Annotated in this window: 26 protein-coding genes, 1 pseudogene and 1 riboswitch; of the genes and pseudogenes, 18 read left to right on the top strand and 9 right to left on the bottom strand. The window is 70.4% G+C overall.

Going from position 1 to position 26,250, the window contains the following annotated elements:
• Positions 1–50: 50 nt before the first annotated feature.
• The 4 genes from GA0115233_RS29335 to gcvT all read right to left on the bottom strand — a co-directional run bounded on the left by GA0115233_RS29335 (position 51) and on the right by gcvT (position 4,396).
• On the bottom strand, positions 51–1,418 hold the full coding sequence (locus tag GA0115233_RS29335) for an L-serine ammonia-lyase (RefSeq protein ID WP_093723343.1): 1,368 nt from the start codon (positions 1,416–1,418) through the stop codon (positions 51–53).
• A gap of 59 nt (positions 1,419–1,477) precedes the next feature.
• Positions 1,478–2,743, bottom strand: a complete 1,266-nt coding sequence (gene glyA, locus GA0115233_RS29330) for a serine hydroxymethyltransferase (RefSeq protein ID WP_093723342.1) — start codon at positions 2,741–2,743, stop codon at positions 1,478–1,480.
• A 14-nt stretch (positions 2,744–2,757) separates the two neighbouring features.
• Entirely contained in the window at positions 2,758–3,135 is a 378-nt protein-coding gene (gene gcvH / locus GA0115233_RS29325; RefSeq protein ID WP_093723341.1) for a glycine cleavage system protein GcvH, read from the bottom strand.
• 142 nt (positions 3,136–3,277) lie between these two features.
• Positions 3,278–4,396 carry a glycine cleavage system aminomethyltransferase GcvT gene (gene gcvT, locus GA0115233_RS29320; RefSeq protein ID WP_093723340.1) on the bottom strand — a complete coding sequence of 373 codons (1,119 nt, stop codon included), beginning with the start codon at positions 4,394–4,396 and terminating at the stop codon, positions 3,278–3,280.
• A 145-nt stretch (positions 4,397–4,541) separates the two neighbouring features.
• Positions 4,542–4,637, bottom strand: a riboswitch (glycine riboswitch).
• A gap of 178 nt (positions 4,638–4,815) precedes the next feature.
• Here gcvT and GA0115233_RS29315 point away from each other — a divergent pair.
• The 9 genes from GA0115233_RS29315 to GA0115233_RS29275 all read left to right on the top strand — a co-directional run bounded on the left by GA0115233_RS29315 (position 4,816) and on the right by GA0115233_RS29275 (position 14,610).
• A complete protein-coding gene (locus tag GA0115233_RS29315) occupies positions 4,816–5,475 on the top strand; it encodes an AAA family ATPase (RefSeq protein WP_093723339.1) in 660 nt (219 codons plus the stop codon).
• A 70-nt stretch (positions 5,476–5,545) separates the two neighbouring features.
• Complete coding sequence (locus GA0115233_RS29310) at positions 5,546–6,337, top strand: enhanced serine sensitivity protein SseB (protein WP_093723338.1); 792 nt, start codon at positions 5,546–5,548, stop codon at positions 6,335–6,337.
• A 145-nt stretch (positions 6,338–6,482) separates the two neighbouring features.
• Positions 6,483–7,271 (top strand): enhanced serine sensitivity protein SseB C-terminal domain-containing protein, encoded by a 789-nt coding sequence (locus GA0115233_RS29305; RefSeq protein ID WP_093723337.1) that lies wholly within the window; start codon positions 6,483–6,485, stop codon positions 7,269–7,271.
• 347 nt (positions 7,272–7,618) lie between these two features.
• Positions 7,619–8,614, top strand: coding sequence for an ABC transporter permease (locus GA0115233_RS29300; protein WP_093723336.1), 996 nt, complete (start codon positions 7,619–7,621; stop codon positions 8,612–8,614).
• Positions 8,615–8,651: 37 nt separating this feature from the next.
• Positions 8,652–10,430, top strand: coding sequence for an ABC transporter substrate-binding protein (locus GA0115233_RS29295; RefSeq protein ID WP_093723335.1), 1,779 nt, complete (start codon positions 8,652–8,654; stop codon positions 10,428–10,430).
• A gap of 69 nt (positions 10,431–10,499) precedes the next feature.
• Positions 10,500–11,507, top strand: coding sequence for an ABC transporter permease (locus GA0115233_RS29290; RefSeq protein WP_093723334.1), 1,008 nt, complete (start codon positions 10,500–10,502; stop codon positions 11,505–11,507).
• Entirely contained in the window at positions 11,504–12,601 is a 1,098-nt protein-coding gene (locus tag GA0115233_RS29285; protein WP_093723333.1) for an ABC transporter ATP-binding protein, read from the top strand. Before GA0115233_RS29290 ends, GA0115233_RS29285 begins: the two co-directional genes overlap by 4 nt.
• A complete protein-coding gene (locus tag GA0115233_RS29280; RefSeq protein ID WP_093723332.1) occupies positions 12,598–13,872 on the top strand; it encodes an ABC transporter ATP-binding protein in 1,275 nt (424 codons plus the stop codon). The genes GA0115233_RS29285 and GA0115233_RS29280 overlap by 4 nt, the downstream gene beginning before the upstream one ends.
• A gap of 78 nt (positions 13,873–13,950) precedes the next feature.
• Positions 13,951–14,610 carry a trimeric intracellular cation channel family protein gene (locus GA0115233_RS29275; protein ID WP_093723331.1) on the top strand — a complete coding sequence of 220 codons (660 nt, stop codon included), beginning with the start codon at positions 13,951–13,953 and terminating at the stop codon, positions 14,608–14,610.
• Here GA0115233_RS29275 and GA0115233_RS41965 read toward each other — a convergent pair.
• A pseudogene (locus GA0115233_RS41965) lies at positions 14,516–14,896 on the bottom strand (MFS transporter); the annotation flags it as partial. The gene GA0115233_RS29275 and the pseudogene GA0115233_RS41965 sit on opposite strands and share 95 nt — an antisense overlap.
• 78 nt (positions 14,897–14,974) lie before the next feature.
• On the opposite strand from GA0115233_RS41965, the gene GA0115233_RS29265 reads away from it, so the two are divergent.
• Positions 14,975–15,826, top strand: coding sequence for a thioesterase family protein (locus GA0115233_RS29265; protein WP_093723330.1), 852 nt, complete (start codon positions 14,975–14,977; stop codon positions 15,824–15,826).
• Positions 15,827–16,016: 190 nt separating this feature from the next.
• Here GA0115233_RS29265 and GA0115233_RS29260 read toward each other — a convergent pair whose 3' ends face one another.
• The gene (locus GA0115233_RS29260; RefSeq protein WP_093723329.1) at positions 16,017–16,646 is read right to left on the bottom strand and encodes a TetR family transcriptional regulator; all 630 of its coding nucleotides are present in this window, start codon (positions 16,644–16,646) and stop codon (positions 16,017–16,019) included.
• A 134-nt stretch (positions 16,647–16,780) separates the two neighbouring features.
• On the opposite strand from GA0115233_RS29260, the gene GA0115233_RS41240 reads away from it, so the two are divergent.
• The 3 genes from GA0115233_RS41240 (at position 16,781) to GA0115233_RS29245 (ending at position 18,508) form a co-directional block, all read left to right on the top strand.
• Positions 16,781–16,933, top strand: coding sequence for a hypothetical protein (locus GA0115233_RS41240; RefSeq protein WP_093723328.1), 153 nt, complete (start codon positions 16,781–16,783; stop codon positions 16,931–16,933).
• A gap of 65 nt (positions 16,934–16,998) precedes the next feature.
• Positions 16,999–17,268 (top strand): DUF4190 domain-containing protein, encoded by a 270-nt coding sequence (locus tag GA0115233_RS29250; protein WP_093723345.1) that lies wholly within the window; start codon positions 16,999–17,001, stop codon positions 17,266–17,268.
• A 76-nt stretch (positions 17,269–17,344) separates the two neighbouring features.
• A complete protein-coding gene (locus GA0115233_RS29245) occupies positions 17,345–18,508 on the top strand; it encodes a cysteine desulfurase family protein (RefSeq protein ID WP_093723327.1) in 1,164 nt (387 codons plus the stop codon).
• A gap of 30 nt (positions 18,509–18,538) precedes the next feature.
• On the opposite strand, the gene GA0115233_RS29240 is transcribed toward GA0115233_RS29245, so the two are convergent.
• Positions 18,539–19,204, bottom strand: a complete 666-nt coding sequence (locus GA0115233_RS29240) for an N-acetylmuramoyl-L-alanine amidase (RefSeq protein WP_093723326.1) — start codon at positions 19,202–19,204, stop codon at positions 18,539–18,541.
• Between the two features lie 60 nt (positions 19,205–19,264).
• Here GA0115233_RS29240 and mnmA point away from each other — a divergent pair, with 60 nt between their 5' ends.
• Complete coding sequence (gene mnmA, locus GA0115233_RS29235; RefSeq protein WP_093723325.1) at positions 19,265–20,389, top strand: tRNA 2-thiouridine(34) synthase MnmA; 1,125 nt, start codon at positions 19,265–19,267, stop codon at positions 20,387–20,389.
• A gap of 4 nt (positions 20,390–20,393) precedes the next feature.
• On the opposite strand, the gene GA0115233_RS29230 is transcribed toward mnmA, so the two are convergent.
• A complete protein-coding gene (locus GA0115233_RS29230; RefSeq protein WP_093723324.1) occupies positions 20,394–21,176 on the bottom strand; it encodes an alpha/beta fold hydrolase in 783 nt (260 codons plus the stop codon).
• A gap of 36 nt (positions 21,177–21,212) precedes the next feature.
• Positions 21,213–21,536, bottom strand: a complete 324-nt coding sequence (locus GA0115233_RS29225) for a DUF427 domain-containing protein (RefSeq protein ID WP_093723323.1) — start codon at positions 21,534–21,536, stop codon at positions 21,213–21,215.
• A 120-nt stretch (positions 21,537–21,656) separates the two neighbouring features.
• Here GA0115233_RS29225 and GA0115233_RS29220 point away from each other — a divergent pair, with 120 nt between their 5' ends.
• Genes GA0115233_RS29220 through ligA form a run of 4 tightly spaced genes read left to right on the top strand, consistent with a single transcriptional unit; the run spans position 21,657 to position 26,116 of the window.
• Positions 21,657–22,196, top strand: a complete 540-nt coding sequence (locus GA0115233_RS29220) for an LOG family protein (protein WP_093723322.1) — start codon at positions 21,657–21,659, stop codon at positions 22,194–22,196.
• A 27-nt stretch (positions 22,197–22,223) separates the two neighbouring features.
• The gene (locus GA0115233_RS29215; protein WP_176711981.1) at positions 22,224–22,913 is read left to right on the top strand and encodes an SDR family oxidoreductase; all 690 of its coding nucleotides are present in this window, start codon (positions 22,224–22,226) and stop codon (positions 22,911–22,913) included.
• Positions 22,910–23,908, top strand: coding sequence for a methionine synthase (locus tag GA0115233_RS29210; RefSeq protein ID WP_093723320.1), 999 nt, complete (start codon positions 22,910–22,912; stop codon positions 23,906–23,908). Before GA0115233_RS29215 ends, GA0115233_RS29210 begins: the two co-directional genes overlap by 4 nt.
• Before the next feature lie 15 nt (positions 23,909–23,923).
• Positions 23,924–26,116, top strand: a complete 2,193-nt coding sequence (gene ligA, locus GA0115233_RS29205; protein WP_093723319.1) for an NAD-dependent DNA ligase LigA — start codon at positions 23,924–23,926, stop codon at positions 26,114–26,116.
• Positions 26,117–26,250 lie beyond the last annotated feature (134 nt).

The following is a 26,250-nucleotide window of genomic DNA, read 5'->3' as shown; positions in this document are numbered from 1 at the left end:
GTGGGGGAAGGGAGTTGTTCGGATGCCCACTCTGTACCCGACCGGAACGCTCAGCACTCGATGATGTTGACCGCCAGGCCCCCGCGCGCCGTCTCCTTGTACTTCACGCTCATGTCCGCGCCCGTGTCCTTCATGGTCTTGATGACCTTGTCGAGGGACACCTTGTGGGAGCCGTCGCCGCGCATGGCCATCCGGGCGGCGGTGACGGCCTTCACGGCCGCCATGCCGTTGCGTTCGATGCAGGGGATCTGGACCAGGCCGCCGACCGGGTCGCAGGTCAGGCCCAGGTTGTGCTCCATGCCGATCTCGGCCGCGTTCTCGACCTGCTCGGGGCTGCCGCCCAGCACCTCCGCGAGGGCGCCGGCCGCCATGGAGCAGGCGGAGCCGACCTCGCCCTGGCAGCCGACCTCGGCGCCGGAGATGGAGGCGTTCTCCTTGAAGAGCATGCCGATCGCGCCCGCGGCGAGCAGGAAGCGGACCACGCCGTCCTCGTCGGCGCCCGGCACGAAGTTGATGTAGTAGTGCAGGACGGCGGGGATGATGCCGGCGGCGCCGTTGGTGGGGGCGGTGACGACTCGGCCGCCTGCGGCGTTCTCCTCGTTGACGGCCATGGCGTAGAGGGTGATCCACTCCATGGCGAGGGCCTGGGGGTCGCCCTCGGAGCGGAGTTTGCGGGCGGTGGTGGCGGCGCGGCGCTTGACGCGCAGGCCGCCGGGGAGGATGCCCTCGCGGGTCATGCCGCGCTGGACGCACTCGCGCATGACGCGCCAGATCTCCAGCAGGCCCGCGCGGATCTCGTCCTCGGTGCGCCAGGCGCGTTCGTTCTCCAGCATCAGGGCGGAGATCGACAGGCCGGTCTCGCGGGTGAGGCGGAGCAGTTCGTCGCCGGTGCGGAAGGGGTACTTCAGGACCGTGTCGTCGAGTTTGATGCGGTCGGCGCCGACCGCGTCCTCGTCGACGACGAAGCCGCCGCCGACGGAGTAGTAGGTCTTCGACAGCAGCTCGGTGCCGTCGGCGTCGTGGGCCCATATCGTCATGCCGTTGGCGTGGTACGGCAGGGCCTTGCGCCGGTGCAGGACCAGGTCGTCGTCGAAGGAGAAGGGGACCTCCTTCTCGCCGAGCAGGTTCAGACGGCCCGAGGACTTGATCTCCTCGACCCGGTCGTCGGCCGTCTCCACGTCCACCGTGCGCGGCGAGGCGCCCTCAAGGCCGAGGAGCACCGCCTTCGGGGTGCCGTGGCCGTGGCCGGTCGCGCCCAGCGAGCCGTACAGCTCGGAGCGGACGGAGGCGACGGAGGGCAGCAGGCCCTCGTTGCGCAGTCGGCGGGCGAACATGCGGGCCGCACGCATCGGGCCGACCGTGTGGGAGCTCGACGGGCCGATGCCGATCGAGAACAGGTCGAAGACCGAGATGGCCACGGGAACTCCTGGAATAAGGGTGGGGGCACACTTCGTCGGGTGCCCCCACCAGGGAACTACTACTTGCTCAGGCCGGGGTACAGCGGGTGTTTGTCGGCCAGGGCGGTGACCCGGGCCTTGAGGGCCTCGGCGTCGTAGGACGGCTTCAGCGCCTCGGCGATCACGTCCGCGACCTCGGCGAAGTCCTCGGCCGTGAAACCGCGCGTGGCCAGCGCCGGGGTACCGATCCGCAGACCCGAGGTCACCATCGGCGGCCGCGGATCGTTGGGGACGGCGTTGCGGTTGACCGTGATACCCACCTCGTGGAGGCGGTCCTCGGCCTGCTGCCCGTCCAGCTCCGACTCACGCAGGTCGACCAGGAGCAGATGCACGTCCGTGCCACCGGACAGCACATTCACCCCGGCCTCACGCGCGTCCGGCGCGGTCAGCCGCTCGGCGAGGATGCGCGCACCCTCCACCGTACGCCGCTGCCGCTCCCTGAACTCCTCCGAGGCCGCCACCTTGAACGAGACCGCCTTCGCGGCGATCACGTGCTCCAGCGGACCGCCCTGGAAGCCGGGGAAGACGGAGGAGTTCAGCTTCTTGGCGAACTCCTTGCTACGGGCCAGGATGATCCCGCCGCGCGGCCCGCCGAGGGTCTTGTGGGTGGTGGAGGTGACCACATCGGCGTGCGGGACCGGGTTGGGGTGCAGCCCGGCCGCGACCAGACCGGCGAAGTGCGCCATGTCCACCCACAGGTAGGCGCCCACCTCGTCCGCGATACGGCGGAACTCGGCGAAGTCGAGCTGGCGCGGGTAGGCCGACCAGCCGGCGATGATCACCTTCGGGCGGTGCTCCTTGGCCAGGCGCTCCACCTCGGCCATGTCGACCAGGCCGGCGTCGTCGACGTGGTAGGCGACCACGTTGAACTGCTTGCCGGAGAAGTTCAGCCGCATCCCGTGGGTCAGGTGGCCGCCGTGGGCCAGGTCCAGGCCCAGGATGGTGTCGCCGGGCTGGGCCAGCGCGAACAGCGCGGCCTGGTTGGCGGAGGCACCCGAGTGGGGCTGCACGTTGGCGTACTCGGCGCCGAACAGCTCCTTCACCCGGTCGATCGCGATCTGCTCGGCCACATCGACGTGCTCACAGCCACCGTAGTAACGGCGGCCGGGGTAGCCCTCGGCGTACTTGTTCGTCAGCACCGAACCCTGCGCCTCCATCACCGCGACCGGCGCGAAGTTCTCGGAGGCGATCATCTCCAGGGTCGACTGCTGACGACGCAGCTCGGCATCGACCGCGGCGGCGACATCCGGGTCGAGCTCATGCAGGGACGTGTTCAGGACGGACATGCGTCTACGACTCCTCAGCCGGCGGAAAAGGCGGTGTACTCGTCGGCGGAGAGCAGGTCGGACGGCTCCTCCGTGACGCGTACCTTGAACAGCCAGCCGCCCTCGAAGGGGGCGGAGTTCACCAGCGACGGGTCGTTGACGACGTCCTCGTTGATCTCCGTGACCTCACCGTTGACCGGGGAGTACAGGTCGGAGACCGACTTGGTGGACTCCAGCTCACCGCAGGACTCGCCCGCGGTCACCGTGGAGCCGACCTCGGGGAGCTGGGCGTAGACGACGTCACCGAGCGCGTTGGCCGCGAACTCCGTGATGCCGACCGTCGCGACGCCGTCCTCGGCGGCCGACAGCCACTCGTGCTCCTTGCTGTAACGCAGCTGCTGGGGGTTGCTCATGGCCTGAATTCTCCTGTACGCGGGGGTGTGCTGATGAAGGTGGGACCGCTGGAGGCGTGCGTGAGCAGCGGTGATGTGTTCAGCATCACCCACGGCCGGTGCCGGTGACGCTCACAGCTCCTGCATCCGATGCGGGTGGCTACTACTTCTGGCGCTTGTAGAAGGGCAGCGCCACGACCTCGTACGGCTCGTGGCTGCCCCGGATGTCCACGCCGACCCCGGCCGTGCCGGGCGCCGCGTGCGCGGCGTCGACGTAGGCCATGGCGATCGGCCTGCCCAGCGTGGGGGAGGGGGCGCCGGAGGTGACCTCGCCGACGACCTTGCCGTCGGTGACGACCTGGTACCCGGCGCGCGGGACGCGGCGGCCCTCGGCGACCAGGCCGACCAGGACGCGCGGCGGGTTGGTCTCGGCGCGGGCGGCGGCCTCGGTGAGCGCCTCGCGCCCGACGAAGTCGCCCTCCTTCTCGAACTTCACCACCCGGCCGAGCCCGGCGTCGAAGGGGGTCAGCTCGGTGGTCAGCTCGTGCCCGTACAGCGGCATGCCCGCCTCCAGGCGCAGCGTGTCCCGGCAGGACAGCCCGCACGGGACCAGGCCCACCGGCTCGCCGGCCTTGGTCAGGGCCTGCCACAGCGGCTCGGCGTCCGACGGCTTCACGAACAGCTCGAAGCCGTCCTCGCCGGTGTACCCGGTGCGCGCGATCAGCGCCGGGACGCCCGCGACGGTGCCGGGGAGCCCGGCGTAGTACTTCAGGCCGTCGAGGTCGGCGTCGGTGAGCGAGGCGAGGATGCCGGGGGACTCGGGGCCCTGGACGGCGATCAGCGCGTAGGCGTCCCGGTCGTCGCGGACCTCGGCGTCGAAACCGGCGGCGCGCTCCACCAGGGCGTCCAGCACGACCTGGGCGTTGGAGGCGTTGGCGACGACCATGTACTCGGTCTCGGCCAGCCGGTAGACGATCAGGTCGTCCAGGATGCCGCCGTCGGCGCGGCAGATCATGGTGTAGCGGGCGCGGCCGACGCCGACGGAGGCGATGTTGCCGACGAGGGCGTAGTTCAGCAGCTGGGCGGCCTGCGGACCGGTCACCGTGATCTCGCCCATGTGGGAGAGGTCGAAGAGTCCGGCCTTGGTGCGCACGGCGTTGTGCTCGTCGCGCTCGGAGCCGTAGCGCAGCGGCATGTCCCAGCCGGCGAAGTCGGTCATCGTGGCGCCCAGCGAGCGATGCAGGGCATCGAGGGCGGTACGGCGCGGTTCGGTACTGCTCATCGGTCGGTCGTCTCCCAAGGCATGACGGGGGGTCGTTCCTCCCCATCTGTCATCGGAACCTGAGAGGTTCGTCATGACCGCGCGTGGGCATGACTTGCACCTTGGGTGGGACCACCGGCGACGGCGGCCCGCTTTTCAGATGTGCCTCGCCCGCGCGGTAACGGGGCCTGAGAGATTCAAGGGAGGGACTTGCTCCTTCGGCGCCCCAGCACAAGGCTGGGAACTCTCCCGCGCGGATTCAAACGGCCGGTATGCAGTTGGCGCGCACATCATTGCACGCATCGGTCCGGCGTGGCAGGGCAGCATCTGTAACCGGGCTGTTGCGGTACGCGTACAGAAACTCCAGGCACGCGGAATTACCTTCTCTTTACGGTCGACGGGCAGATGGTCTCCATCTGACCCAGGGGAGGACGATCACGGTGAACAGGACGACGGCGTACGCGGCCACCTCGGGCATCGCGGTGCCCCGGCAGCCGGCAGCCCCCGTTGTGGAGGTGTGTCCGGCCCCGGTCGTGCGCGATCTGCGCGAGCGCTCCGGCCTGAGCCCGCACGCCCTGCTCTTCGGACCGAAGGACGTCGTGGTGATCACCGGCCTGCCGGGCAGCGGCAAGTCCACCCTGATGAAGCGGGCGGTCACCGGACCGCGGATCGACTCCCAGGACACCCGGGACCGCTGGGACGCCCGGATGCCGGGCCTGCTGCCGTACGCGGTCTACCGCCCGCTCGTGCGGATCGCCCACTACGTCGGGCTGTGGCGGGCCCTGCGCTCCGGCGAGGGCCTGGTCGTGCACGACTGCGGTACCCAGTCCTGGGTGCGCGGCTGGCTGGCGCGGGCCGCGCGGGGCCGGGGCGGCACCCTGCACCTGCTGCTCCTCGACGTCACCCCGGACCAGGCGCTCCAGGGCCAGCGCGAGCGCGGGCGGGGTGTGTCGCGGTACGCCTTCCTGCGGCACCGGGCGGCGGTGGGGCGGCTGCTGCGCGCGGTGGAGCGGGGGGAGCTGCCGCGGGGCATCGGTTCCGCGGTGCTGGTCGACCGGCCGGCGGCCGGGGTGCTCCGGCGGATCGGGTTCACGGGCTGAGCCCGGGCGGGCGCGCAGGCGCTAGCCTTTTCAGCCATACCAGTGGTTCACGGCAGGCGGTCAGAAGAGTATGGACTTCCCGGCGGATCTCCCCGCGGACTTCCCGGCACAGGCACACCCCCATTCGCACGGCGGATGGCCCGGCAACGAACTGGAGGAGGTGCTCTCCGCCTCCCTCGGCGTGCCCAGCGCGGGCGGCCGGATCATCGAGGTCCTCGGCCGCAGCTTCCTGTGGGTCCCGCTGCCGTCCGGCGGCGGCCCCAACAGCGGTCCGCTGGACCTGCCCACCATGGAGATCGAGGGGCAGGGATACGTCCCGGTCTTCAGCTCCGAGGAGCAGTTCCGTCAGGTCGTCGGCACGCACATGTCGTTCGCCGTCGCGCCGGCCGTGGAGTTCGCGCGCGGACTGCCGCCGCAGGTCGGGATCATGGTCAACCCGGACGGTGTGGTGGGCATACCGCTGCCGCCCCCGGCGGTGGCCGAGCTGTGCCGGGTGGGCCGCACCCCGCTGGACGGGCCCGCGAGCGGCGGCCGGGTCAAGCTGTTCGAGCCGGACTGGAAGGACGACCCGGTCGACTTCCTCTCCGCGGCCTCGGCGGAGTTCGCGGAGACGGGCGTGGTGACCACGGCCCGGCGCTGCCTGGCCGCCGTCGAGACCGCGGACCCGGTGATGTTCGTGGGGGTGGAACTCTCCCACTGGGAGGGCGATCTGCGCACCGCGCCGATGGACGCCCTGGGCCGCGCGCTGGGCCGGGTCCCCACGAAGTGGCAGGTCAACCTGATCCTGCTGGACATGGCGGCGCAGGACCCGGTGACCCTGTGGATGCGCGAGCACGTACGGCCCTTCTACACGCGGGGTTAGCGGAGCGGCTGCAAGGGGCGCGGGGCCTGTGCGACCAGCCGCAACCGGAGCCGCGGACGCACGCCCGGAGCAAGTCCCACTGCAGTGGGCGGCCTTAAGCTAGGGTCACGGCTCGGTCGGAGAACAGGTTGAAGGGGCGGTACAGGTGAGCGCCAGCGGCATCGCGGCCGGGCAGGTCGAGCACATGCTGCGCCAGGTCACGCCCGGGCGCTACGACGCCTACGAGGCGCTCCTGCGCGCGCTCGCGACCCCGAATTCCGGCCAGATCTGGATGCTGCTGTGGCACGGCCAGTCCGGCTCCCCGGACGCGCAGTACGGGAACATGGAGGTCGACGGCTACGGCTACGCCCCCTGCGTCACCTCCGCCCAGGAGCTGTCGGCCAGTGGCTGGAACCGCAGTTACGAGGTGGTCGACGGGCTCGACGTGGCCCGCACCCTCTACCCCGACCACTACGGCCTCTGGCTGAATCCGCACGCTCCGGGCGGCGGTGTCGGCATCCCGTGGCTGGATCTGCGCCGGATCGCCACCGGCCTGGACCGCCAGCCCGCGGGCCCGCTCAGCCTGTCCGAGCCCGGCATCGAGATCCCGCACTTCTACGCCCTGCTCGCCCAGAACGCCCACCGCACCCCGGCCGTGCGCAGCCTGCGCCGTGCCTGGGTGCAGCCGGCCCTCGGGGCGCCCTATCTCGCCATCGGTCTGGACGTCTACGACACCAGTCCGTCGGCGGTGGACTCGGTGCGTGCGATGATGCAGCAGTCGATCGGCGCGGTCCCGGACGGGCTGCCCGTGTCGACGGTGGCGATGTCGGACGAGTACGACCCGGTCGCGATGTGGATGCGGGCGAACGCCCGCCCCTTCTACGACCGTGAGGCGCACGCCGCGCCGGCGCCCGCCGCCGGATACGGCTACCCGCCCGCCCAGGGCGGCTACTGATCCCCGGCCGGATCCCCGGACGGATCTCCTGACGGACCATCAATTCGGTCACAGGAACGACACATTTCTTCGCGCGTAGATGATGGCGAAGATCACTAATTGTCCGAAATGTCATAAGTTCCGCCCGTCCGGCGTCCGTTATCCCCTGTTCGGATAACGGAATCCCCAGCACATCATCACGGTTGCGCATACTTTCGCCGTCAGATCTGGCGGCTGATCACGACGAAGCTGAAGACTCCCCAGTCAGACATGGGATCGGTCGATCCTGTGATCGAGTGCAAGTCGACAAAGCCGTAATCCACGGCAGGCGTAGGCCGGTCACCACCGGCGAGAGGGGTCGGGTCACCGTGACCGCACCGATCGAGACCACCGGGGCATCCGAAGCACAGCCGGAGGCTGTGCTCAGCGGTGCCGACAAGGGGCAGATCGAGGGCCGTTCCCTGGGGCAGATCGCCTGGACCCGGTTCAAGAAGGACAAGGTCGCCGTCGCCGGCGGCGTCGTCGTCATCCTGCTGATCCTGCTCGCGATCCTCGCCCGGCCCATCCAGGCCCTGTTCGGTCTCGACCCCAACGCCTTCAACCAGGACCTGCTCGACCCCAACACCTCGCTGCCGCACGGCGACTGGGGCGGCATGAGCGCCGAGCACCCGCTGGGCATCGACCCCAATTTCGGGCGCGACATCGCCACCCGCATCCTGGAGGGGTCCTGGGTGTCCCTGGTCGTCGCGTTCGGGGCGACGATCCTGTCCAACACGATCGGCACCATCCTCGGCGTGATCGCGGGCTACTACGGCGGCCGCACCGACGCGATCATCAGCCGGCTGATGGACACCTTCCTCGCCTTCCCGCTGCTGCTCTTCGCCATCGCCATCTCGGCGACGCTCCAGGGCGGTGCCTTCGGCCTGGAGGGCCTGCCGCTGCACATCAGCGTGCTGATCTTCATCATCGGCTTCTTCAACTGGCCGTACCTGGGCCGCATCGTCCGCGGCCAGACCCTGGCGCTCAGGGAGCGTGAATTCGTCGACGCCTCCCGCGGTATGGGCGCCAAGGGTCCGTACATCCTGTTCCGGGAGCTGCTCCCGAACCTGGTCGGCCCGATCATCGTCTACTCGACGCTGCTCATCCCGACGAACATTCTTTTCGAGGCCAGCCTGAGCTTCCTCGGCGTCGGCATCCAGCCCCCGCAGGCGTCGTGGGGCGGCATGCTCAGCGAGGCGGTCAAGTTCTACAAGGTCGACCCGCAGTTCATGATCGTGCCCGGCCTCGCCATCTTCGTCACCGTCCTGGCGTTCAACCTGCTCGGCGACGGACTCCGTGACGCTCTCGACCCGCGCAGCCGCTGATATGCGGCCCCATCGAGAGCCCATCAAGTTTCCAACTATGGAGGGGAAGCAGACCATCATGCGAAGGTCAGCGCTGGCCGCCATCGCGGCCATCGGCACTGTCAGCCTGGTTCTTTCGGGCTGCAGCAAGGCCGATGACAATTCGGGCAATGGCGACGGCAACAGCAAGTCCGCCGGCGCCGACGCGGCGACCAAGGGTGTCGTCAACGCCTCCACCGCCAAGGGTGGCACGGTCACTTACGAGTACTCGGACGTTCCGGACTCCTTCGACCCGGGCAACACGTACTACGGCTACATGTTCAACCTCAGCCGGCTGTACGCCCGCCCGCTGATGACCTACAAGCCGGCCCCCGGTGACAAGGGCAACGAGCTCGTCCCGGACCTCGCCGCGGCTCCGGGTGAGTCCAGCGACAACGGCAAGACCTGGACGTACAAGCTGCGTGAGGGTCTGAAGTACGAGGACGGCACGCCGATCACGTCCAAGGACGTGAAGTACGCCGTCGAGCGCTCCAACTTCGCGCGTGACGTGCTCTCCCTCGGCCCGAACTACTTCCAGCAGTTCCTTGAGGGCGGCGACAAGTACAAGGGTCCCTACAAGGACAAGAGCGACAAGGGCATCGCGTCCATCCAGACGCCGGACGACCAGACGATCGTCTTCAAGCTCAACCGCTCCTTCCAGGAGTTCGACTACCTGGTCGCCCAGCCGCAGACGGCCCCCGTGCCGAAGGCCAAGGACAAGGGCGTCGACTACGTCAAGAGCATCGTTTCCTCGGGCTCGTACAAGTTCGAGAGCTACGAGGAGGGCAAGCAGGCCGTCCTCGTCCGCAACGAGAACTGGGACGCGAAGACCGACCCGCTGCGCAAGCAGTACCCGGACAAGATCGTCATCAAGCTCAAGGTCAACGCCGAGACGATCGACCAGGACGTCCGCGCGGGCAAGGCGATCGACCTCGGCGGCGGTGGCGTCCAGGCCGCCACGCAGGCCGAGATCGTCAGCGACCCCGACCTGAAGGCCAACACGGACAACACCTACGGTGGCCGTCTGGTCTACATGGCGATCAACACCAAGCTGGCGCCGTTCGACAAGGTCGAGTGCCGCAAGGCCGTGCAGTACGCGGTCGACAAGAAGTCGGTGCAGACCGCCCTCGGCGGCCCGATCCGCGGTGACATCGCCACCACCGTCCTTCCGCCGGACGTCCCGGGCTACAAGAAGGCCGACCTGTACGCCACCCCGGACAACAAGGGTGACGCGGCCAAGGCCAAGGAGCAGCTGAAGGCCTGCGGCACGGAGAAGATCAAGACCAACATCTCCGCGCGCAGCGACCGCCCGCAGGAGATCGCCGCGGCGACCGCCATCATCAACTCGCTGAAGGCGGCGGGCATCGACGCCACCCTGAAGCAGTTCCCGTCGGGTAAGTACTTCACCGACGCCGCTGGTGTTCCGGCCTTCAACAAGAAGCAGAACATCGGTCTGCACATGATGCAGTGGGGTGCCGACTGGCCCTCCGGCTACGGCTTCGACCAGCAGATCCTGCACGGTGACGCGATCGGCGAGTCCGGCAACACCAACCTGTCGCAGCTCGACAACGCCGACGTCAACAAGATGCTGGAGCAGGCGATCGCGACCGAGGACGCTGCCGAGCGCAACAACCTCTACGCCGAGATCGACAACAAGACGATGGAGGAGGCGGCCCTCGTTCCGCTGACCTACTTCAAGGTCCTGCTGTACCGCCCGGCCGGCTTCACCAACCTGGTGTCCACCGCGGCCTTCAGCGGTCAGTACGACTACCTCAACATCGGCACGACCAAGAAGTAGCCCCGGAAGGCAGGTGAAGGCATTGATGCCCGCGGGCTTCGCGGCCCGCGGGCATCAGCGCCGATCCCCGTGATCTCGTATATCCTCCGCCGGACGGTCGCGGCAGTGATCCTGCTGCTGGTCGTCACCGCGGTCACCTTCGCGATCTTCTTCCTGCTGCCCCGGCTCGCCGGCCAGACGGCCGACCAGCTGGCCCAGCAGTACATCGGGAAGAGCCCCACGAAGGCCGACATCGAAGCGGTCAAGCAGAACCTCGGACTCGACCAGCCCGTGTACGTCCAGTACTGGGACTTCATCAAGGGGATCGTCTCCGGCGCCACGTATGACCTCGGGCCGACCACCGCGCAGTGCAACGCCCCCTGCTTCGGCTACTCCTTCAAGACCCACGTCGAGGTCTGGCCGCAGCTGACCAGCCGTATCCCGGTCACGCTGTCCCTGGCCGCCGGCGCCGCCGTGATGTGGCTGCTGGGCGGTATCACGGCCGGTGTGATCTCCGCGCTCAAGCCGCGGTCGCTCGCCGACCGCACCTTCATGGGCATCGCCCTCGCCGGTGTCTCGCTGCCCATGTTCTTCACCGGTCAGCTCGCGCTGTTCCTCTTCACCTTCAAGTGGCCGATCTTCGGCCGCGACTACGTCCCGTTCACCGAGAACCCCTCGCAGTGGGCCAACACGCTCTTCCCGGCGTGGTGTTCGCTCGCCCTGCTCTACTCCGCCATCTACGCCCGGCTCACCCGCTCGGGCATGCTGGAGACGATGAGCGAGGACTTCATCCGCACGGCCCGCGCCAAGGGCCTGCGCGAGCGGAACGTGGTGGCCAAGCACGGTCTGCGGGCCGCGCTGACCCCGATCATCACCGTGTTCGGCATGGACCTCGGCCTGCTGCTCGGTGGTGCGGTGATCACCGAGTACACGTTCTCCCTGCACGGCATCGGTGAGTACGCGGTGCAGTCCATCAAGGACAACGACCTGCCGCCGATCCTCGGCGTCACCCTGCTCGCCGCCTTCTTCGTCGTCCTCGCAAACTTCCTGGTGGACCTGTTGTACGCCGCCGCCGACCCGCGGGTGAGGCTCTCGTGACCGAACTGTCCAAGACCGGTGCCGCGGTGGGGGAGCCCGTGAAGGCCTCCTCCGACGCGCCCACCGCGTTCCTCGAAGTCCGCGACCTCAAGGTGCACTTCCCGACCGACGACGGCCTGGTCAAGTCGGTCGACGGAGTCAGCTTCAAGGTGGAGAAGGGCAAGACCCTCGCCATCGTCGGTGAGTCCGGCTCCGGCAAGTCCGTCACCTCGCTCGCCGTCATGGGCCTGCACAAGCTCGGCGCGCGCGGCAAGAACGTGCAGATCTCCGGCGAGATCTGGCTGGACGGCAAGGAGCTGGTCTCCGCCGCCCCGGACGAGGTCCGCCGGCTGCGCGGCCGCGAGATGGCGATGATCTTCCAGGACCCGCTGTCCGCGATGCACCCGTACTACACGATCGGTCACCAGATCGTGGAGGCGTACCGGGTTCACCACGACGTCAGCAAGAAGGTCGCCCGCACCCGGGCGATCGAGATGCTCGACCGGGTCGGCATCCCCGAGCCCACCAAGCGCGTCGACAACTACCCGCACGAGTTCTCCGGCGGTATGCGCCAGCGCGCGATGATCGCGATGGCGCTGGTCAACAACCCCGAGCTGCTCATCGCGGACGAGCCGACCACCGCCCTGGACGTCACGGTCCAGGCGCAGATCCTCGACCTGATCCGTGATCTGCAGAAGGAGTTCGGCTCCGCGGTCGTCATGATCACCCACGACCTCGGTGTGGTCGCCGAGATCGCCGACGACGTGCTGGTGATGTACGGCGGCCGGTGCGTGGAGCGCGGCCCGGTGGCCGACATCTTCGAGCAGCCGCAGCACCCCTACACCTGGGGCCTGCTCGGCTCGATGCCGCGTATCGACCGGGAGACCTCCGAGCGGCTCATCCCCGTCAAGGGCCAGCCGCCGAGCCTCATCAACGTCCCCTCGGGCTGCGCCTTCCACCCGCGCTGCCCGTACGCGGACATCCCCAAGGGCGATGTCACCCGCACCGTGCGCCCCGAGCTGACCCAGGTCGGCACCGGACACTTCTCCGCCTGCCACCTCTCGCCCGAGGACCGTACGCGGATCTGGACCGAAGAGATTGCGCCGAAGCTGTGAGTGAAACCAAGAAATCGGACGTGACCGTCCCGGCGCAGGCCTCGGCCCCCGAGGCGGAGAACGACGTGCTGCTGAAGGTCCAGGGCCTGCAGAAGCACTTCCCGATCCGCAAGGGCGTGCTCCAGCGCCAGGTCGGCGCGGTCAAGGCCGTCGACGGCATCGACTTCGAGGTGCGCCGCGGCGAGACGCTCGGCGTGGTCGGTGAGTCGGGCTGCGGCAAGTCGACCATGGGCCGGGTCATCACCCGGCTTCAGGACCCGACGGGCGGCTCGATCCACTTCGAGGGCAAGGACATCACGCGGCTGAACACGGCCGGGATGCGCCCGCTGCGGCGGGACATCCAGATGATCTTCCAGGACCCGTACGGGTCCCTGAACCCCCGGCACACCATCGGCTCGATCGTCTCGGCGCCGTTCCGGCTCCAGGGCGTCGAGCCCGAGGGCGGGGTGAAGAAGGAGGTCCAGCGCCTGCTGGAGCTCGTCGGTCTGAGCCCCGAGCACTACAACCGCTACCCGCACGAGTTCTCCGGCGGTCAGCGCCAGCGCATCGGCATCGCCCGCGCGCTCGCGCTCAAGCCGAAGCTGGTCGTCGCCGACGAGCCGGTCTCCGCGCTCGACGTGTCGATCCAGGCCCAGGTCGTGAACCTGATGGACGACCTCCAGCAGGAGCTGGGCCTGACCTACGTGATCATCGCGCACGACCTGTCGGTCGTCCGGCACGTCTCGGACCGGATCGCGGTGATGTACCTCGGCAAGATCGTCGAGCTGGCCGACCGGACCTCGCTGTACGAGTCCCCCATGCACCCGTACACCAAGGCCCTGATGTCCGCGGTGCCGGTGCCGGACCCGCGGCGCCGGGGTGCCAAGAGCGAGCGCATCCTGCTCCGCGGTGACGTGCCCTCGCCGATCGCGCCGCCGCCCGGCTGCCGCTTCCACACGCGGTGCTGGAAGGCGACGGAGATCTGCAAGACCACCGAGCCGCCGCTGCTGGAGCTGCGTCCGGGCCAGCAGGTCGCCTGCCACCACCCGGAGAGCTTCGAGGACCAGGCCCCGCAGGACACGGTGCTGCTGACCGCCGCGAAGGAGGCGGCCGAGCTGGTCGCCGACGAGGTACTGGCGGAGTCGGCGGAGACGTCGGCGGCGGTGGCCGCGGAGGTCAAGGCGCACGCCGAGCCCGCTTCCGAGGAGGTCTCCAAGACCTCCGACGGGGTCTCGAAGACCTCCGACGGGGTCTCCAAGACCTCCGACGAGCCGGAGTCCACCGACAAGTAGGGTTAAGTCCTCAAGCCAAGAACAAGCCCCCGCCTTGCAATGAAAGGCGGGGGCTTGTTCTTGGGTAAGAATATAGGGGTGCTCCAGCAACTGTTCACCCCGTCCGTGCAGCATACGCTCGACCTGATCGGCATCTTCGTCTTCGCCATCTCCGGCGCGCTGCTGGCCGTCCGCAAGAACTTCGACGTCTTCGGCATCGCCGTCCTCGCCGAGGTCACCGCCCTGGGCGGCGGACTCTTCCGCGACCTGGTGATCGGCGCTGTACCGCCCGCCGCCTTCACCGACCTCGGGTACTTCCTGACCCCGATGCTCGCCGCGCTCCTGGTGGTCTTCCTGCACCCGCACGTGGAGCGCATCCAGACCGGGGTGAACGTCTTCGACGCGGCCGGCCTCGGCCTGTTCGCCGTCACCGGCACGACCAAGGCGTACGACTACGGCCTGAACCTCACCGCCTCCGCCGCCCTGGGTCTGGCCACCGCGGTCGGCGGCGGCGTGCTGCGCGACGTGCTCGCCAACGAGGTGCCCTCGCTGCTGCGCTGGGACCGCGACCTGTACGCGGTCCCGGCGATGGTCGGCGCCATCATGGTCGCCCTGTGCATCCGCTACGACGCCCTCAACCCCGTCACCAGCGGCCTCGCGGTCGTCACGGCCTTCGTGCTGCGCCTGCTGGCGATGCGCTACCACTGGCGGGCGCCACGGGCCTGGAACAGGCGCTCGACGGTGCGGGAGGAGGAGTAGTTCCCCCTTCTTTCGCCACGGCGCCCGCCGACAGCAGGGTCGCCGTGGCGAGGCCGCCCCACAGGGCGCCGGGGCCGTGCGGCGCGAGTGCGGTGATGGCCATGAGGGAGACCGCGAGCCCGAAGCCGGTGGACAGTTCGAAGCGGGCCAGGGCCCGCCCCAGCACAGGGGCCGGGGCGAGGGCGGTGACCAGCGCGGTGGCGCTTCCGGCGTAGACGATCTCGCCCAGGGTGCAGACGACGGACACCGCGGCGACGGCCGGGGCACCCCATCCGGGGCCGAGCGCGGTCACCAGGAAAGCGGGCGCTCAGTTCTAGAGGTGGGAAAGCTACCGCTTAGTAGCTACCTGTTGTACCGTTCATCCATGCCAGAAGCAGCGTTCACGCAGGCCACCATCGGAGACAGCGAGTTCGACCGCGACACCGCGCTCACCCGGCGCGAGCCCGGGGTCTACGACATCGACCTCTCCGCCGGCTGGACCATCATCAGCGCCGTCAACGGCGGTTATCTGCTGGCGGTCCTGGGCCGCGCGCTCGCCGACGCCCTGCCGCACGCCGACCCGTTCACCATCTCCGCGCACTACCTGACCGCGTCCCAGCCCGGCCCGGCCGTCGTGCGCACCTCCGTGATCCGCACCGGCCGCTCCCTGTCGACCGGCCAGGCGTCCCTCTTCCAGTACGACGAGCAGGGCCGGGAGGTCGAACGCATCCGCGTCCTCGCCTCCTACGGCGACCTCGACACGCTCCCGGACGACGTCCGCACCACGGCGCGCCCGCCCGCGATCCCGCCGATGGACCAGTGCTTCGGTCCTGACGACAGCCCCGCCCCGATCCCCGGCAGCTCGGCCATCACCGACCGGCTGATGCTCAAGCTGGACCCGGCGACCCTGGGCTGGGCCCTGGGCGCGCCGTCCGGCAAGGGCGAGATGCGGGCCTGGTTCGGCCTGGCCGACGGTCGGGACCCGGACCCGTTCTCCCTGCTGCTCGCGGTGGACGCGCTGCCCCCGACCGCCTTCGAGCTCGGCATCAAGGGCTGGGTCCCCACGGTGGAACTGACGGTCCACGTCCGCAGCCGTCCCGCCCCGGGGCCGCTGCGGGTGGCGATCACCACCCGCAATCTGGCCGGCGGCTTCCTGGAGGAGGACGCGGAGGTCTGGGACAGCGCGGACCGGCTGGTGGCCCAGTCCCGCCAGCTCGCGCGGGTGCGGCTCGGCTGACGGCCGCCGAAACCTCCGTACCCGCCGGGCGCCGGAAGTGTCGGCGCCGGGCGGGTCTTTTCCATGAGTTGTGGCGCCGGGGCGGCGAACGCCCCGGCGTCTTCCGTGTCGCGGTCCGGGGCCGACGGGCCGGGCTGTTCCGGCGCGTCAACGGCCCGCGTCCGTGGTGGGGTGGGCGGCCGAGTGGCCGTCAGTCCAGCCAGTGCTGCCGGCCGATGCTGATGAGCCGCAGGCGCCGGGTGGTGATCCGGACCACCTCGTCCCGCTGGTCCTGCGCGCCCTTCTCCAGGGTGTCCAGGAACAGCGAGGCGGTGATGAGCATCTGGTCGACGTAGAGGTTGGCCAGCATCAGCAGGTCGTCGTCGCTCCAGCCCCGCGAGAGCGGGTCCTTGGCGAGTTCGCGCTTGACCTCCTCGCCGAACCGGGCGAGTTGGTCCTGGATGGCCTCGCGCACGGGCCGTACGCCGCCGTGCCGCTCGCGGGCGATGAAGCGGACGTGGGCCGGGTGCGCGGCGACATGGCCGGCGATCAACTCGACGGCGCGGGCTATGCGTTCGTCGGGGGTGCCGTCGGCGGAGACGGTGACGCGGATCATCGCGTGCAGGCTGCCGAGCGCCTCCTCGACGAGCGCGACACCGAGGTCGGCGGTGGAGCGGAAGTGCCGGTAGAACGCGGTGGGGGCGACGCCGACGGCGCGGGTGACCTCGCGCAGGCCCAGACTGCTCAGGCTCTGCCCCTCCAGCAGCCCCAACGCGGCGTCCAGGAGCGCCTGTCGGGTCTTCTGCTTCTGTGCCTGCCGGATGCCGAGGGTGTGACTCATGCCATGCAGTTAACAACTGTTCTCCGGAATTGAAAAGCCGTTGGGCACGCTAGACTCGGCAGTCAGTGAACAACTGTTACTACAACCGTTCACCGAAACATCGCGAGACGCATCTCGGAGGGGGATCCCATCCCATGCTGTTCCTCGTCGCCGCGCTCCTGCTGCTGGGCGTCGTCCTGGGCACCGTGGCCCACGCGCCGCTCGGCTTCACGGTCGTGACCGCCGTGATCATCGCCGCCTGGCTGAGCGTCTTCGCCGTCCGCGAGCGCCACGCCCGCCGCCACTGACCGCGGTCCCTCGGACCGCGGTCCCCGATCACCGCCCATCGACCGCACAGGGAGTCGACCGCATGCTGCACCTCACCGCCCCGACCACCGGCCAACGCCAGTTCACCCGCGACGCCGACGGCATGGCCGTCGCGTCCTTCATCCTCGGCCTGGTCGGCCTGCTCGTCCTCAACGTCGTCCTCGGCCCCATCGCGATCGTGCTGGCCGCGGTCGCCCTGTGGCGGGGCACCGCCCGGCCCGGCCGCGCCTACCTGGGCCTCGGCCTGGGCATCGCCGACCTGGTGGTCCTGCTGACGTTCATGCAGATGGACAACACGGTGTCCTGGAGCTTCTGAGCCGGTTCCGGACGCGTCCGGAACGGCCGGAGCCCGTCCTCGCGGCAACCGGACAGGCCCGTAGAATCAGCTCACCATGGCTTACCTCGACCACGCCGCGACCACCCCGATGCTTCCCGAGGCGGTCGAGGCGCTCGCCGCGCACCTGAGCGTCACCGGCAACGCCTCCTCCCTGCACGCGTCCGGGCGCCGCGCCCGCCGTACGGTCGAGGAATCCCGCGAGACCCTCGCCGAGGCCCTCGGCGCGCGGCCCAGCGAGGTGGTGCTCACCTCCGGCGGCACCGAGGCCGACAACCTCGCCGTCAAGGGCCTGTACTGGTCACGCCGGGACGCCGACCCGGCCCGCACCCGGGTGCTGGCCTCGCCCGTCGAGCACCACGCCGTCCTCGACGCCGTCCACTGGCTCGGCGAGCACGAGGGCGCCACCGTCGAGTACCTCCCGGTCGACGAGTACGGCAGGGTCCACCCCGAGGCGCTGCGCGAGGCCATCGCCCGCAACCCCGACGATGTCGCCCTGGCCACCGTCATGTGGGCCAACAACGAGATCGGCACCGTCATGCCGGTCCGCGAACTCGCCGAGACCGCCGCCGAGTTCGGCATCCCGCTGCACGCCGACGCGGTCCAGGCCTTCGGGCAGCTCGACGTCGACTTCGCCGCCTCCGGGCTCGCCGCGATGACGGTGTCCGGCCACAAGATCGGCGGCCCCTACGGCATTGGCGCGCTGATCCTTGGCCGCGACCACACCCCGGTGCCCGTCCTGCACGGCGGCGGCCAGGAGCGCCAGGTCCGCTCCGGCACCCTCGACGTCCCCGCCACCGCCTCCTTCGCCGTGGCCGGACGGCTCGCGGCCGAGCAGCGCGAGTGGTTCGCGCGGGAGATCGGCGCCCTGCGCGACGACCTGGTCGAGGCGGTCCGCGCGGCCGTCCCCGACGCGATCCTCGGCGGCGACCCGGTGGACCGGCTCCCGGCCAACGCCCACTTCATGTTCCCCGGCTGCGAGGGCGACTCCCTGCTGCTCCTGCTGGACGCGCAGGGCATCGAGTGCTCCACCGGCTCCGCCTGCACCGCCGGAGTGGCCCAGCCCAGCCACGTCCTGCTCGCCACCGGCACCGACCCGGACCTGGCCCGCGGCACCCTCCGCTTCTCCCTCGGCCACACCTCCACGGAGGCCGACATCGAGGCCCTGGCCAAGGCCATCGGCCCGGCGGTGGAACGGGCACGCGCGGCGGGCCTGTCGTAGCCCGGGGCCACCCGGAGACCGGGGTGCTGCTCAGGCCAGCTCCGCGCGCGCCTCGCGCACCAGCTTCATGTAGCGCTTCCAGTCCCAGTGCTCGCCCGGGTCCGTGTGGTCCGTGCCTGGCACCTCCACATGGCCGACGATGTGCTCGCGGTCCACGGGGATGTCGTAGCGGGCGCATATCCGGGCCGTGAGACGGGCCGAGGCCTGGTACATCTCGTCCGTGAAGTCCTCGGGGCGGTCCACGAAGCCCTCGTGCTCGATACCGACACTGCGCTCGTTGTAGTCGCGGTTGCCCGCGTGGTACGCCACGTCCAGCTCGCGGATCATCTGCGTGACGCGGCCGTCCTTGCGGACGATGTAGTGCGCCGCCGCTCGGTGGCCGGGGTCCTGGAACGCCTTCACCGCGCTGTCGTGACTGCCCTGGGTGACATGGACGACCACCATGTCCACGCCGTAGTCGTCCGGCCGGTCCGCGCGCCGCCAGTTCGCCTCCGAGGCCGCCACCCAGCGCGCGCCCGCGTAGTCGACCTCGCCCTCCTTGCGCGGCTTCTCCACGCCGGGCAGCCGCCACCACAGCCGCCCCAGCTCGTCCCGCGCGAGCACGACGGTGCCCAGCGCGGCCGCCGCGCCGCCGATCAGCAGCGCGCGCCGGCCGATGCGCCGGTCCGTGTCCCTGGATGCCTTCCTCGCCCCCATGCGATCACCAACGGATATCCGGCGGCCCCGGTTCCCGCGGACCCGTACTCTGGAAGGGTTATGACTGACACCCCGCAGCGCCCTCTCCGTGTTCTCGCCGCCATGTCCGGAGGCGTCGACTCCGCCGTCGCCGCCGCCCGAGCCGCGGAAGCCGGCCACGACGTCACCGGAGTCCACCTCGCGCTCTCCGCGAACCCGCAGTCCTTCCGTACGGGCGCGCGCGGCTGTTGCACCATCGAGGACTCCCGGGACGCCCGCCGAGCCGCGGACGTCATCGGCATCCCGTTCTACGTCTGGGACCTCGCCGACCGGTTCCGCGAGGACGTGGTCGAGGACTTCATCGCCGAGTACGAGGCCGGGCGCACCCCCAACCCCTGCCTGCGCTGCAACGAGAAGATCAAGTTCGCCGCGCTGCTGGACAAGGCGCTCGCCCTGGGCTTCGACGCGGTCTGCACCGGCCACTACGCCAAGGTGATCGTCCGCGAGGACGGCTCCCGCGAGCTGCACCGCGCCTCCGACATGGCCAAGGACCAGTCCTACGTCCTCGGGGTCCTGGACGAGCGGCAGCTCGCCCACGCGCTGTTCCCGCTCGGCGACACCGTCACCACCAAGGACGAGATCCGCGTGGAGGCCGAGCGCCGGGGCCTGGCGGTCGCCAAGAAGCCCGACTCGCACGACATCTGCTTCATCGCCGACGGCGACACCCAGGGCTTTTTGGCCAAGCGGCTCGGCAAGGCCGAGGGCGACATCGTCGACGAGTCCGGCACCAAGCTGGGCACCCACGAGGGCGCGTACGGCTTCACCATCGGCCAGCGCAAGGGCCTGCGCATCGGCACCCCGGCCCCCGACGGCAAGCCGCGCTACGTCCTGGACATCTCCCCGGTCGACAACACCGTCACCGTCGGCCCGGCCGACGCGCTGGACGTGACCGCGCTGACCGCGATCAAGCCCCGCTGGTGCGGTGCGGCCCCCACCGGCCCCGGCACCTACACCGCCCAGCTGAGGGCCCACGGCGACGAGACCGAGGTCACCGCCGAACTGGTCGACGGCACACTGGAGGTCACCTTCGCCGAGCCGGTGCGCGGCGTGGCCCCCGGCCAGGCGATCGTGCTGTACGACGGCACGCGCGTGGTGGGCTCGGCGACCATCGCGACGACCACGCGCGCGCACGCGGGCGTGGCCTGAGCGGTCACCCGGCGAAGAACTCCGCCAGCACCGGCGCCAGTACACCCGGCTCCACCATGTGGGTCTGGCCCTCCAGGACGCGGTACGTGCCGTGCGGCGCCGCCTCCGCCACCGCGCGGGCGGCGTCCCTCATCCACGCGGGGCTCGCGCCGCCCGCGACCGCCAGCAGCGGTACGCCGATCCGGGCCAGTTCCTCGCCCGGCACTCCGTCGTCGCCGAGCACCGCGGCGTCGTAGGCGAGGCTCGGGGCGACGGCCTCCATACCGGCCCACATCGGGGCCTGTCGTGCGCCCCGGATCATGTCCTCGGCGAGCCCGGCGAGCCGTAGGAACAGCTCCACGGCATCCCCGCGGCGGTCCTGGGAGAGCGCCTCGGTGAGCCGCTCGGTGTAGACGGCCCACTGCTCCTTGCCGGCCTCGTCCATGGCGAACGGCGTCTCGTACACGGCGACCTGACGCACCGGCAGCTCACTCGCCGCCGCCCGGAGCGCCAGCGCGCCGCCCGAGGAGACCCCGCACAGCGCCGCCCCGTCGCCCACCGCGCCGATCAGCGCGGCGAGGTCCTCGACCTCCCGGGCCACCTCGTACGGCGCGGTGTCCCCGCTCTCCCCGCGCCCCCGCCGGTCGTAGGTGACCACCGTGAACCCGTGGCCCGCCAGCGCCTCGGCCAGCGGGACCAGGGTCGCCCCCGTCGACATGGCGCCGCTGACGAGGACGACCGGCGGGCCGTCACCGGTGCTCCGATAGGCGAGGGAGGTCCCGTCACGCGAAATGGTCTTCTGTCCCATGTCGGACAGACTGCCATCGGGCCCCGGACTAATCGGTCACAACACTTCCACTTCGTAGAAGCACAGGTGGCCCTTGATCTCGGCGACGTCCGGCTTGGGGTCGAGGTAGGTCCACACCAGGTCGGGCGCGTCGGGCAGCGACCAGTAGGAGGCCGTGCCCTTGAACGGGCAGTACGTCTGGGTGTCGGAGGGGACGAGGGCGTCGAAGCGGACGTCCTCGCGCGGGAGGTAGTAGCGGACGGGACAGCCGGTCTCCCGGAGGATCAGCGGGCGTTCGCTCTCCGCGAGGACCCGGCCCTCGTGGACGACCCGCACGCGCCGCGTGCCCTGCTCGATCGTGATCGTGTGTCCTATGGCCATGAAGGGTGGAGCGTCGCCGGGGCGCCAGTTCTTCCCGCCTGAGGCGCCTTCCCGAGTTCTTCCCGCCTGAGGCGCCTTCCCGCGCGAAGGGGCCCGTTTGTCTCCGCGTACCGTTGGCCCATGCGCATCTGTGTCTTCCTCTCCGCCGCCGACCTCGACGAGCGCTACACCCGCCCCGCGCGGGAGTTCGCGACGCTGCTGGGCAAGGGCGGACACACGCTCGTGTGGGGCGGCTCCGACGTCGGGCTGATGAAGGTCGTGGCCGACGGCGTGGAGGAGGCGGGCGGACGGCTCGTCGGGGTCTCCGTCGAGTTCCTGGCCGCGAGGACCCGGCCCGGCGTCGACGAGATGGTCATCGCCAAGGACCTCGCCGAGCGCAAGCGGCTGCTGCTGGAGAAGGCCGACGCCGTGGTCGTCATGGTCGGCGGCACCGGCACCCTCGACGAGGCGACCGAGATCCTGGAGCTGAAGAAGCACGGCCACACCGACAAGCCGGTCGTCCTGCTGAACACGGCGGGCTTCTACGACGGACTCAAGGAGCAGTTCCGCCGCATGGAGGACGAGGGCTTCCTGCCCCGCCCGCTGGCCGAGCTGGTGTTCTTCGCGGAGGAGCCGGTGGGGGCGCTGGCGTACCTGGAGGAGAGCCAGGGCATCGAGTGACCCCGCCGTGATGCGACGATGTCGCCCATGGCTACTCATGTGATCACCGGGGCCGGTTCCGGAATCGGCGCGGCCGTGGCGCGCCGCCTGCACGAGCGCGGGGACGACCTCGTACTCCACGCGCGCAACGCGGCCCGGGCCAAGGAACTCGCGGCTGAATTCCCCGGCGCGCAGACGCTCGTGGGTGACCTGGACGACCCGGACAAGCTGTCCTGGGCCTTCTCCCACCAGTCGCTCCCGGACCGGGTGGACTCGCTGCTGCACATCGCGGGCGTGGTGGACCTGGGCCGGGTCGGCGACCTGACCCCGAAGTCCTGGCGCCACCAGCTCAACGTCAACCTCATCGCCCCCGCCGAGCTGACCCGGCACTTCCTGCCGCAGCTCAGGGCGGCCCGCGGGCACGTGATCTTCGTCAACTCCGGCGCGGGGCTCAACGCGCACGCGGACTGGTCGGCGTACGCGGCCTCCAAGCACGGGCTGAAGGCCCTCGCGGACTCCCTGCGCCACGAGGAGCACGCGAACGGCGTCCGCGTGACCTCGGTCTACCCCGGGCGCACGGCGAGCCCCATGCAGGCCAAGGTCCACCAGCAGGAGGGCAAGGAGTACGACGCCGCGCGGTGGATCGACCCGGAGTCCGTGGCGACCACCCTCCTGATGGCGCTCGACCTGCCCAGGGACGCCGAGGTCAACGACCTGACGGTGAGGCCGGGCCGGTGACGACGTTCGACTTCGCCCCCGCCACCGGCGTCGGCTCCCTGCCCGGCGGGGACGCGCGGGAGGCCGCGAAGACGGCCACGGGCTCCTTCGAGGACTTCCCCTTGCTCGCCGAACTCCCCGCGCGCGGGCCCGGCGCCGACATGATCGGCCGCACCGCCGGCATGCTCGTCGAGCTGTACGCGCGCGTGGAGCCCAGCGGCTGGCGCATCGGCGACCGGCCCGGCCGGGACACCAAGCGCGCCCGCTCCTGGCTCGGCGAGGACCTCGACGCCCTGGAGGAGTTCACGCAGGGGTACGAGGGGCAGCTGAAGGTGCAGGCCGTCGGCCCCTGGACGCTCGCCGCCGCGCTCGAACTGAAGAACGGCGAGGCCGCCCTCTCCGACCCCGGCGCCTGCCGCGACCTGACCGCCTCCCTGACCGAGGGACTGCGCCAGCACCTCGCCGAGGTACGGCGGCGGGTGCCCGGCGCCGAGATCGTGCTCCAGCTCGACGAACCCTCCCTGACCGCCGTGCTGCGCGGCCAGGTGCGGACCGCCAGCGGCTACCGCACCCACCGGGCCGTGGACCGGCAGGTCGTCGAGTCCGCCCTCCGCGACGTCATCGGGGTTCACGGGGGCGGGCCCGTCGTGGTCCACTCGTGCGCACCGGACGTCCCCTTCAACCTCCTGCGCCGGGCGGGCGCCGCGGCGATCTCGTTCGACTTCTCGCTCCTCACCGAGCGTGACGACGACGCCATCGGCGAGGCGGTGGAAGGGGGCACCCGGCTGTTCGCCGGTGTCGTCCCGGGCACGGACGGCCCATTGTCAGACCCTGCCGGTAGCGTCATGGGTGTCAGGACGCTGTGGCGCAGGCTGGGGCTGCGACCGGGGCTGCTCGCGGACGCCGTCACGCTCACCCCGGCGTGCGGACTCGCGGGCGCTTCCCCCGAGTACGCCCGCAGGGCGCTCGCCCACTGCGTCCGGGCGGCGAGATCCCTCGCGGACAACCCAGAGTAACGGGAGGACAACACGGTGGCCGGCGACAAGCAAGCGGAGACGACGGTGCCCGCCGAGGCGCGGGAAAAGCACGCCAAGCTCGCTGAGCAGATCGAGGAGCACCGCTTCCGGTACTACGTGAAGGACGCCCCCGTCGTCAGCGACGCGGAGTTCGACCGGCTGCTGCGTTCCCTGGAGGCGCTGGAGGAGGAGTACCCGGAGCTGCGCACCCCGGACTCCCCGACCCAGAAGGTCGCGGGCGCCTACGCGACGGAGTTCACCGCCGTCCAGCACCGCCAGCGGATGCTCTCCCTGGACAACGCCTTCGACGACCTGGAGCTGGCCGCCTGGGCCGAGCGCGTCCACAAGGACGTCGGCACCTCCGCCTACCACTTCCTGTGCGAACTGAAGGTCGACGGCCTCGCCGTGAACCTCACCTACGAGCGGGGCCGCCTCACCCGCGCGGCGACCCGCGGCGACGGCCGCACCGGCGAGGACATCACCCCGAACGTCCGCACGATCGCCGAGATCCCCGACCGGCTGACCGGGGACAGCGTCCCGGACCTCGTGGAGATCCGCGGCGAGGTCTACTTCCCGATGGAGGAGTTCGAGGCGCTCAACGCCCGGCTGGTCGCCGCCGGAGACAAGCCGTTCGCCAACCCGCGCAACGCCGCCGCCGGTTCGCTGCGCCAGAAGGACCCGCGCGTCACCGCCACCCGCCCGCTGCACATGGTCGTCCACGGCATCGGCGCCCTGGAGGGCTTCGAGGGCCTCGGCCGCCTCTCCCAGGCGTACGACCTGCTGAAGTCCTGGGGCCTGCCCACCTCCGGGCACAACAAGGTGGTCGGCGACCTCGACGGCGTGCGCGCGTTCATCGCGTACTACGGCGAGAACCGGCACTCCGTGGAGCACGAGATCGACGGCGTCGTCGTCAAGCTCGACGAGATCCCGCTCCAGGGCCGCCTCGGCTCCACCTCCCGCGCCCCGCGCTGGGCCATCGCGTACAAATACGCGCCGGAGGAGGTCAACACCAAGCTGGTCAACATCCGGGTGGGTGTGGGCCGTACCGGCCGGGTCACGCCGTACGCGCAGGTCGAGCCGGTGACGGTGGCCGGTTCCGAGGTCGAGTTCGCCACCCTGCACAACCAGGACGTGGTCAAGGCCAAGGGTGTGCTCATCGGCGACACCGTGGTGCTGCGCAAGGCCGGTGACGTGATCCCGGAGATCCTCGGCCCGGTGGTCGACCTGCGCGACGGCAGCGAGCGCGAGTTCGTGATGCCCAGCGAGTGCCCCGAGTGCGGGACGCCCCTGCGGCCCATGAAGGAGGGCGACGTCGACCTGCGCTGCCCGAACGCCCGGAGCTGCCCGGCGCAGCTGCGCGAGCGCCTGTTCTACCTCGCGGGCCGCAAGTGCCTGGACATCGAGCACTTCGGCTACGTCGCCGCCGCGGCGCTCACCCGGCCGCTGGAGCCCGCGGACCCGCCGCTGGCCGACGAGGGCGACCTGTTCGACCTCACCATCGAACAACTGCTGCCCATCAAGGCGTACGTCCTGGACCAGGACAGCGGCCTGCCCAAGCGGGACCCGAAGACCGGCGAGGAGAAGATCGCCACGGTCTTCGCCAACCAGCAGGGCGAGCCGAAGAAGAACGCCCTGGCGATGCTGGAGAACATCAAGGCGGCCAAGGAGCGCCCGCTCGCCCGGGTGCTCACGGGTCTGTCGATCCGCCATGTCGGACCGGTCGCCGCCGAGGCGCTGGCCCGCGAATTCCGCTCGATCGAGCGGATCGAGCAGGCCAGCGAGGAGGAGCTGGCGGCCACCGACGGCGTCGGCGCGATCATCGCCGCCTCCCTGAAGGAGTGGTTCGCCGAGGACTGGCACCAGGAGATCCTGCGAAAGTGGCGGGCGGCCGGCGTGCGTATGGAGGAGGAGGGCTCCGGCGAGGACGAGGGTCCGCGCCCGCTGGAAGGGCTCACCGTGGTGGTGACCGGCACCCTGGAGCACTACACCCGGGACGGCGCCAAGGAGGCGCTGCAGAGCCGGGGGGCGAAGGTGACCGGTTCGGTCTCCAAGAAGACCTCTTTCGTCGTTGTGGGTGACAACCCCGGTTCCAAGTACGACAAGGCGATGCAGCTCAAGGTGCCGGTTCTGAACGAGGACGGCTTCGGTGTGCTGCTGGAACAGGGGCCCGAGGCGGCGGCGGAAGCCGCGCTGCCGACGGAGGAGTAGGCGGCATCAGCGGTTGAAGGCCACCCGATCGGCGCATACCAGATGCATACGGGCGCCCGTGGCTCATTCGGGCAACCGTCGACGACCGGTGCCCGTGGAAGCCTTCTGCGGCCTACTGTTGAGATGTGCGCCTG

This window comes from Streptomyces sp. DI166 (assembly GCF_900091315.1).
Lineage (GTDB): Bacteria > Actinomycetota > Actinomycetes > Streptomycetales > Streptomycetaceae > Streptomyces > Streptomyces fuscus.
This window is presented reverse-complemented; position numbering and strand designations above follow the sequence as displayed.

Coding starts and splice junctions, on each gene's coding strand:
- glyA (WP_093723342.1), bottom strand. CDS start 2,743: ATGTCCGTCCTGAACACGTCCCTGCATGAGCTCGACCCGGATGTCGCC.
- gcvH (WP_093723341.1), bottom strand. CDS start 3,135: ATGAGCAACCCCCAGCAGCTGCGTTACAGCAAGGAGCACGAGTGGCTG.
- gcvT (WP_093723340.1), bottom strand. CDS start 4,396: ATGAGCAGTACCGAACCGCGCCGTACCGCCCTCGATGCCCTGCATCGC.
- GA0115233_RS29310 (WP_093723338.1), top strand. CDS start 5,546: ATGGACTTCCCGGCGGATCTCCCCGCGGACTTCCCGGCACAGGCACAC.
- GA0115233_RS29295 (WP_093723335.1), top strand. CDS start 8,652: ATGGAGGGGAAGCAGACCATCATGCGAAGGTCAGCGCTGGCCGCCATC.
- GA0115233_RS29265 (WP_093723330.1), top strand. CDS start 14,975: ATGCCAGAAGCAGCGTTCACGCAGGCCACCATCGGAGACAGCGAGTTC.
- GA0115233_RS29260 (WP_093723329.1), bottom strand. CDS start 16,646: ATGAGTCACACCCTCGGCATCCGGCAGGCACAGAAGCAGAAGACCCGA.
- GA0115233_RS41240 (WP_093723328.1), top strand. CDS start 16,781: ATGCTGTTCCTCGTCGCCGCGCTCCTGCTGCTGGGCGTCGTCCTGGGC.
- GA0115233_RS29245 (WP_093723327.1), top strand. CDS start 17,345: ATGGCTTACCTCGACCACGCCGCGACCACCCCGATGCTTCCCGAGGCG.
- GA0115233_RS29240 (WP_093723326.1), bottom strand. CDS start 19,204: ATGGGGGCGAGGAAGGCATCCAGGGACACGGACCGGCGCATCGGCCGG.
- mnmA (WP_093723325.1), top strand. CDS start 19,265: ATGACTGACACCCCGCAGCGCCCTCTCCGTGTTCTCGCCGCCATGTCC.
- GA0115233_RS29230 (WP_093723324.1), bottom strand. CDS start 21,176: ATGGGACAGAAGACCATTTCGCGTGACGGGACCTCCCTCGCCTATCGG.
- GA0115233_RS29225 (WP_093723323.1), bottom strand. CDS start 21,536: ATGGCCATAGGACACACGATCACGATCGAGCAGGGCACGCGGCGCGTG.
- GA0115233_RS29220 (WP_093723322.1), top strand. CDS start 21,657: ATGCGCATCTGTGTCTTCCTCTCCGCCGCCGACCTCGACGAGCGCTAC.
- GA0115233_RS29215 (WP_176711981.1), top strand. CDS start 22,224: ATGGCTACTCATGTGATCACCGGGGCCGGTTCCGGAATCGGCGCGGCC.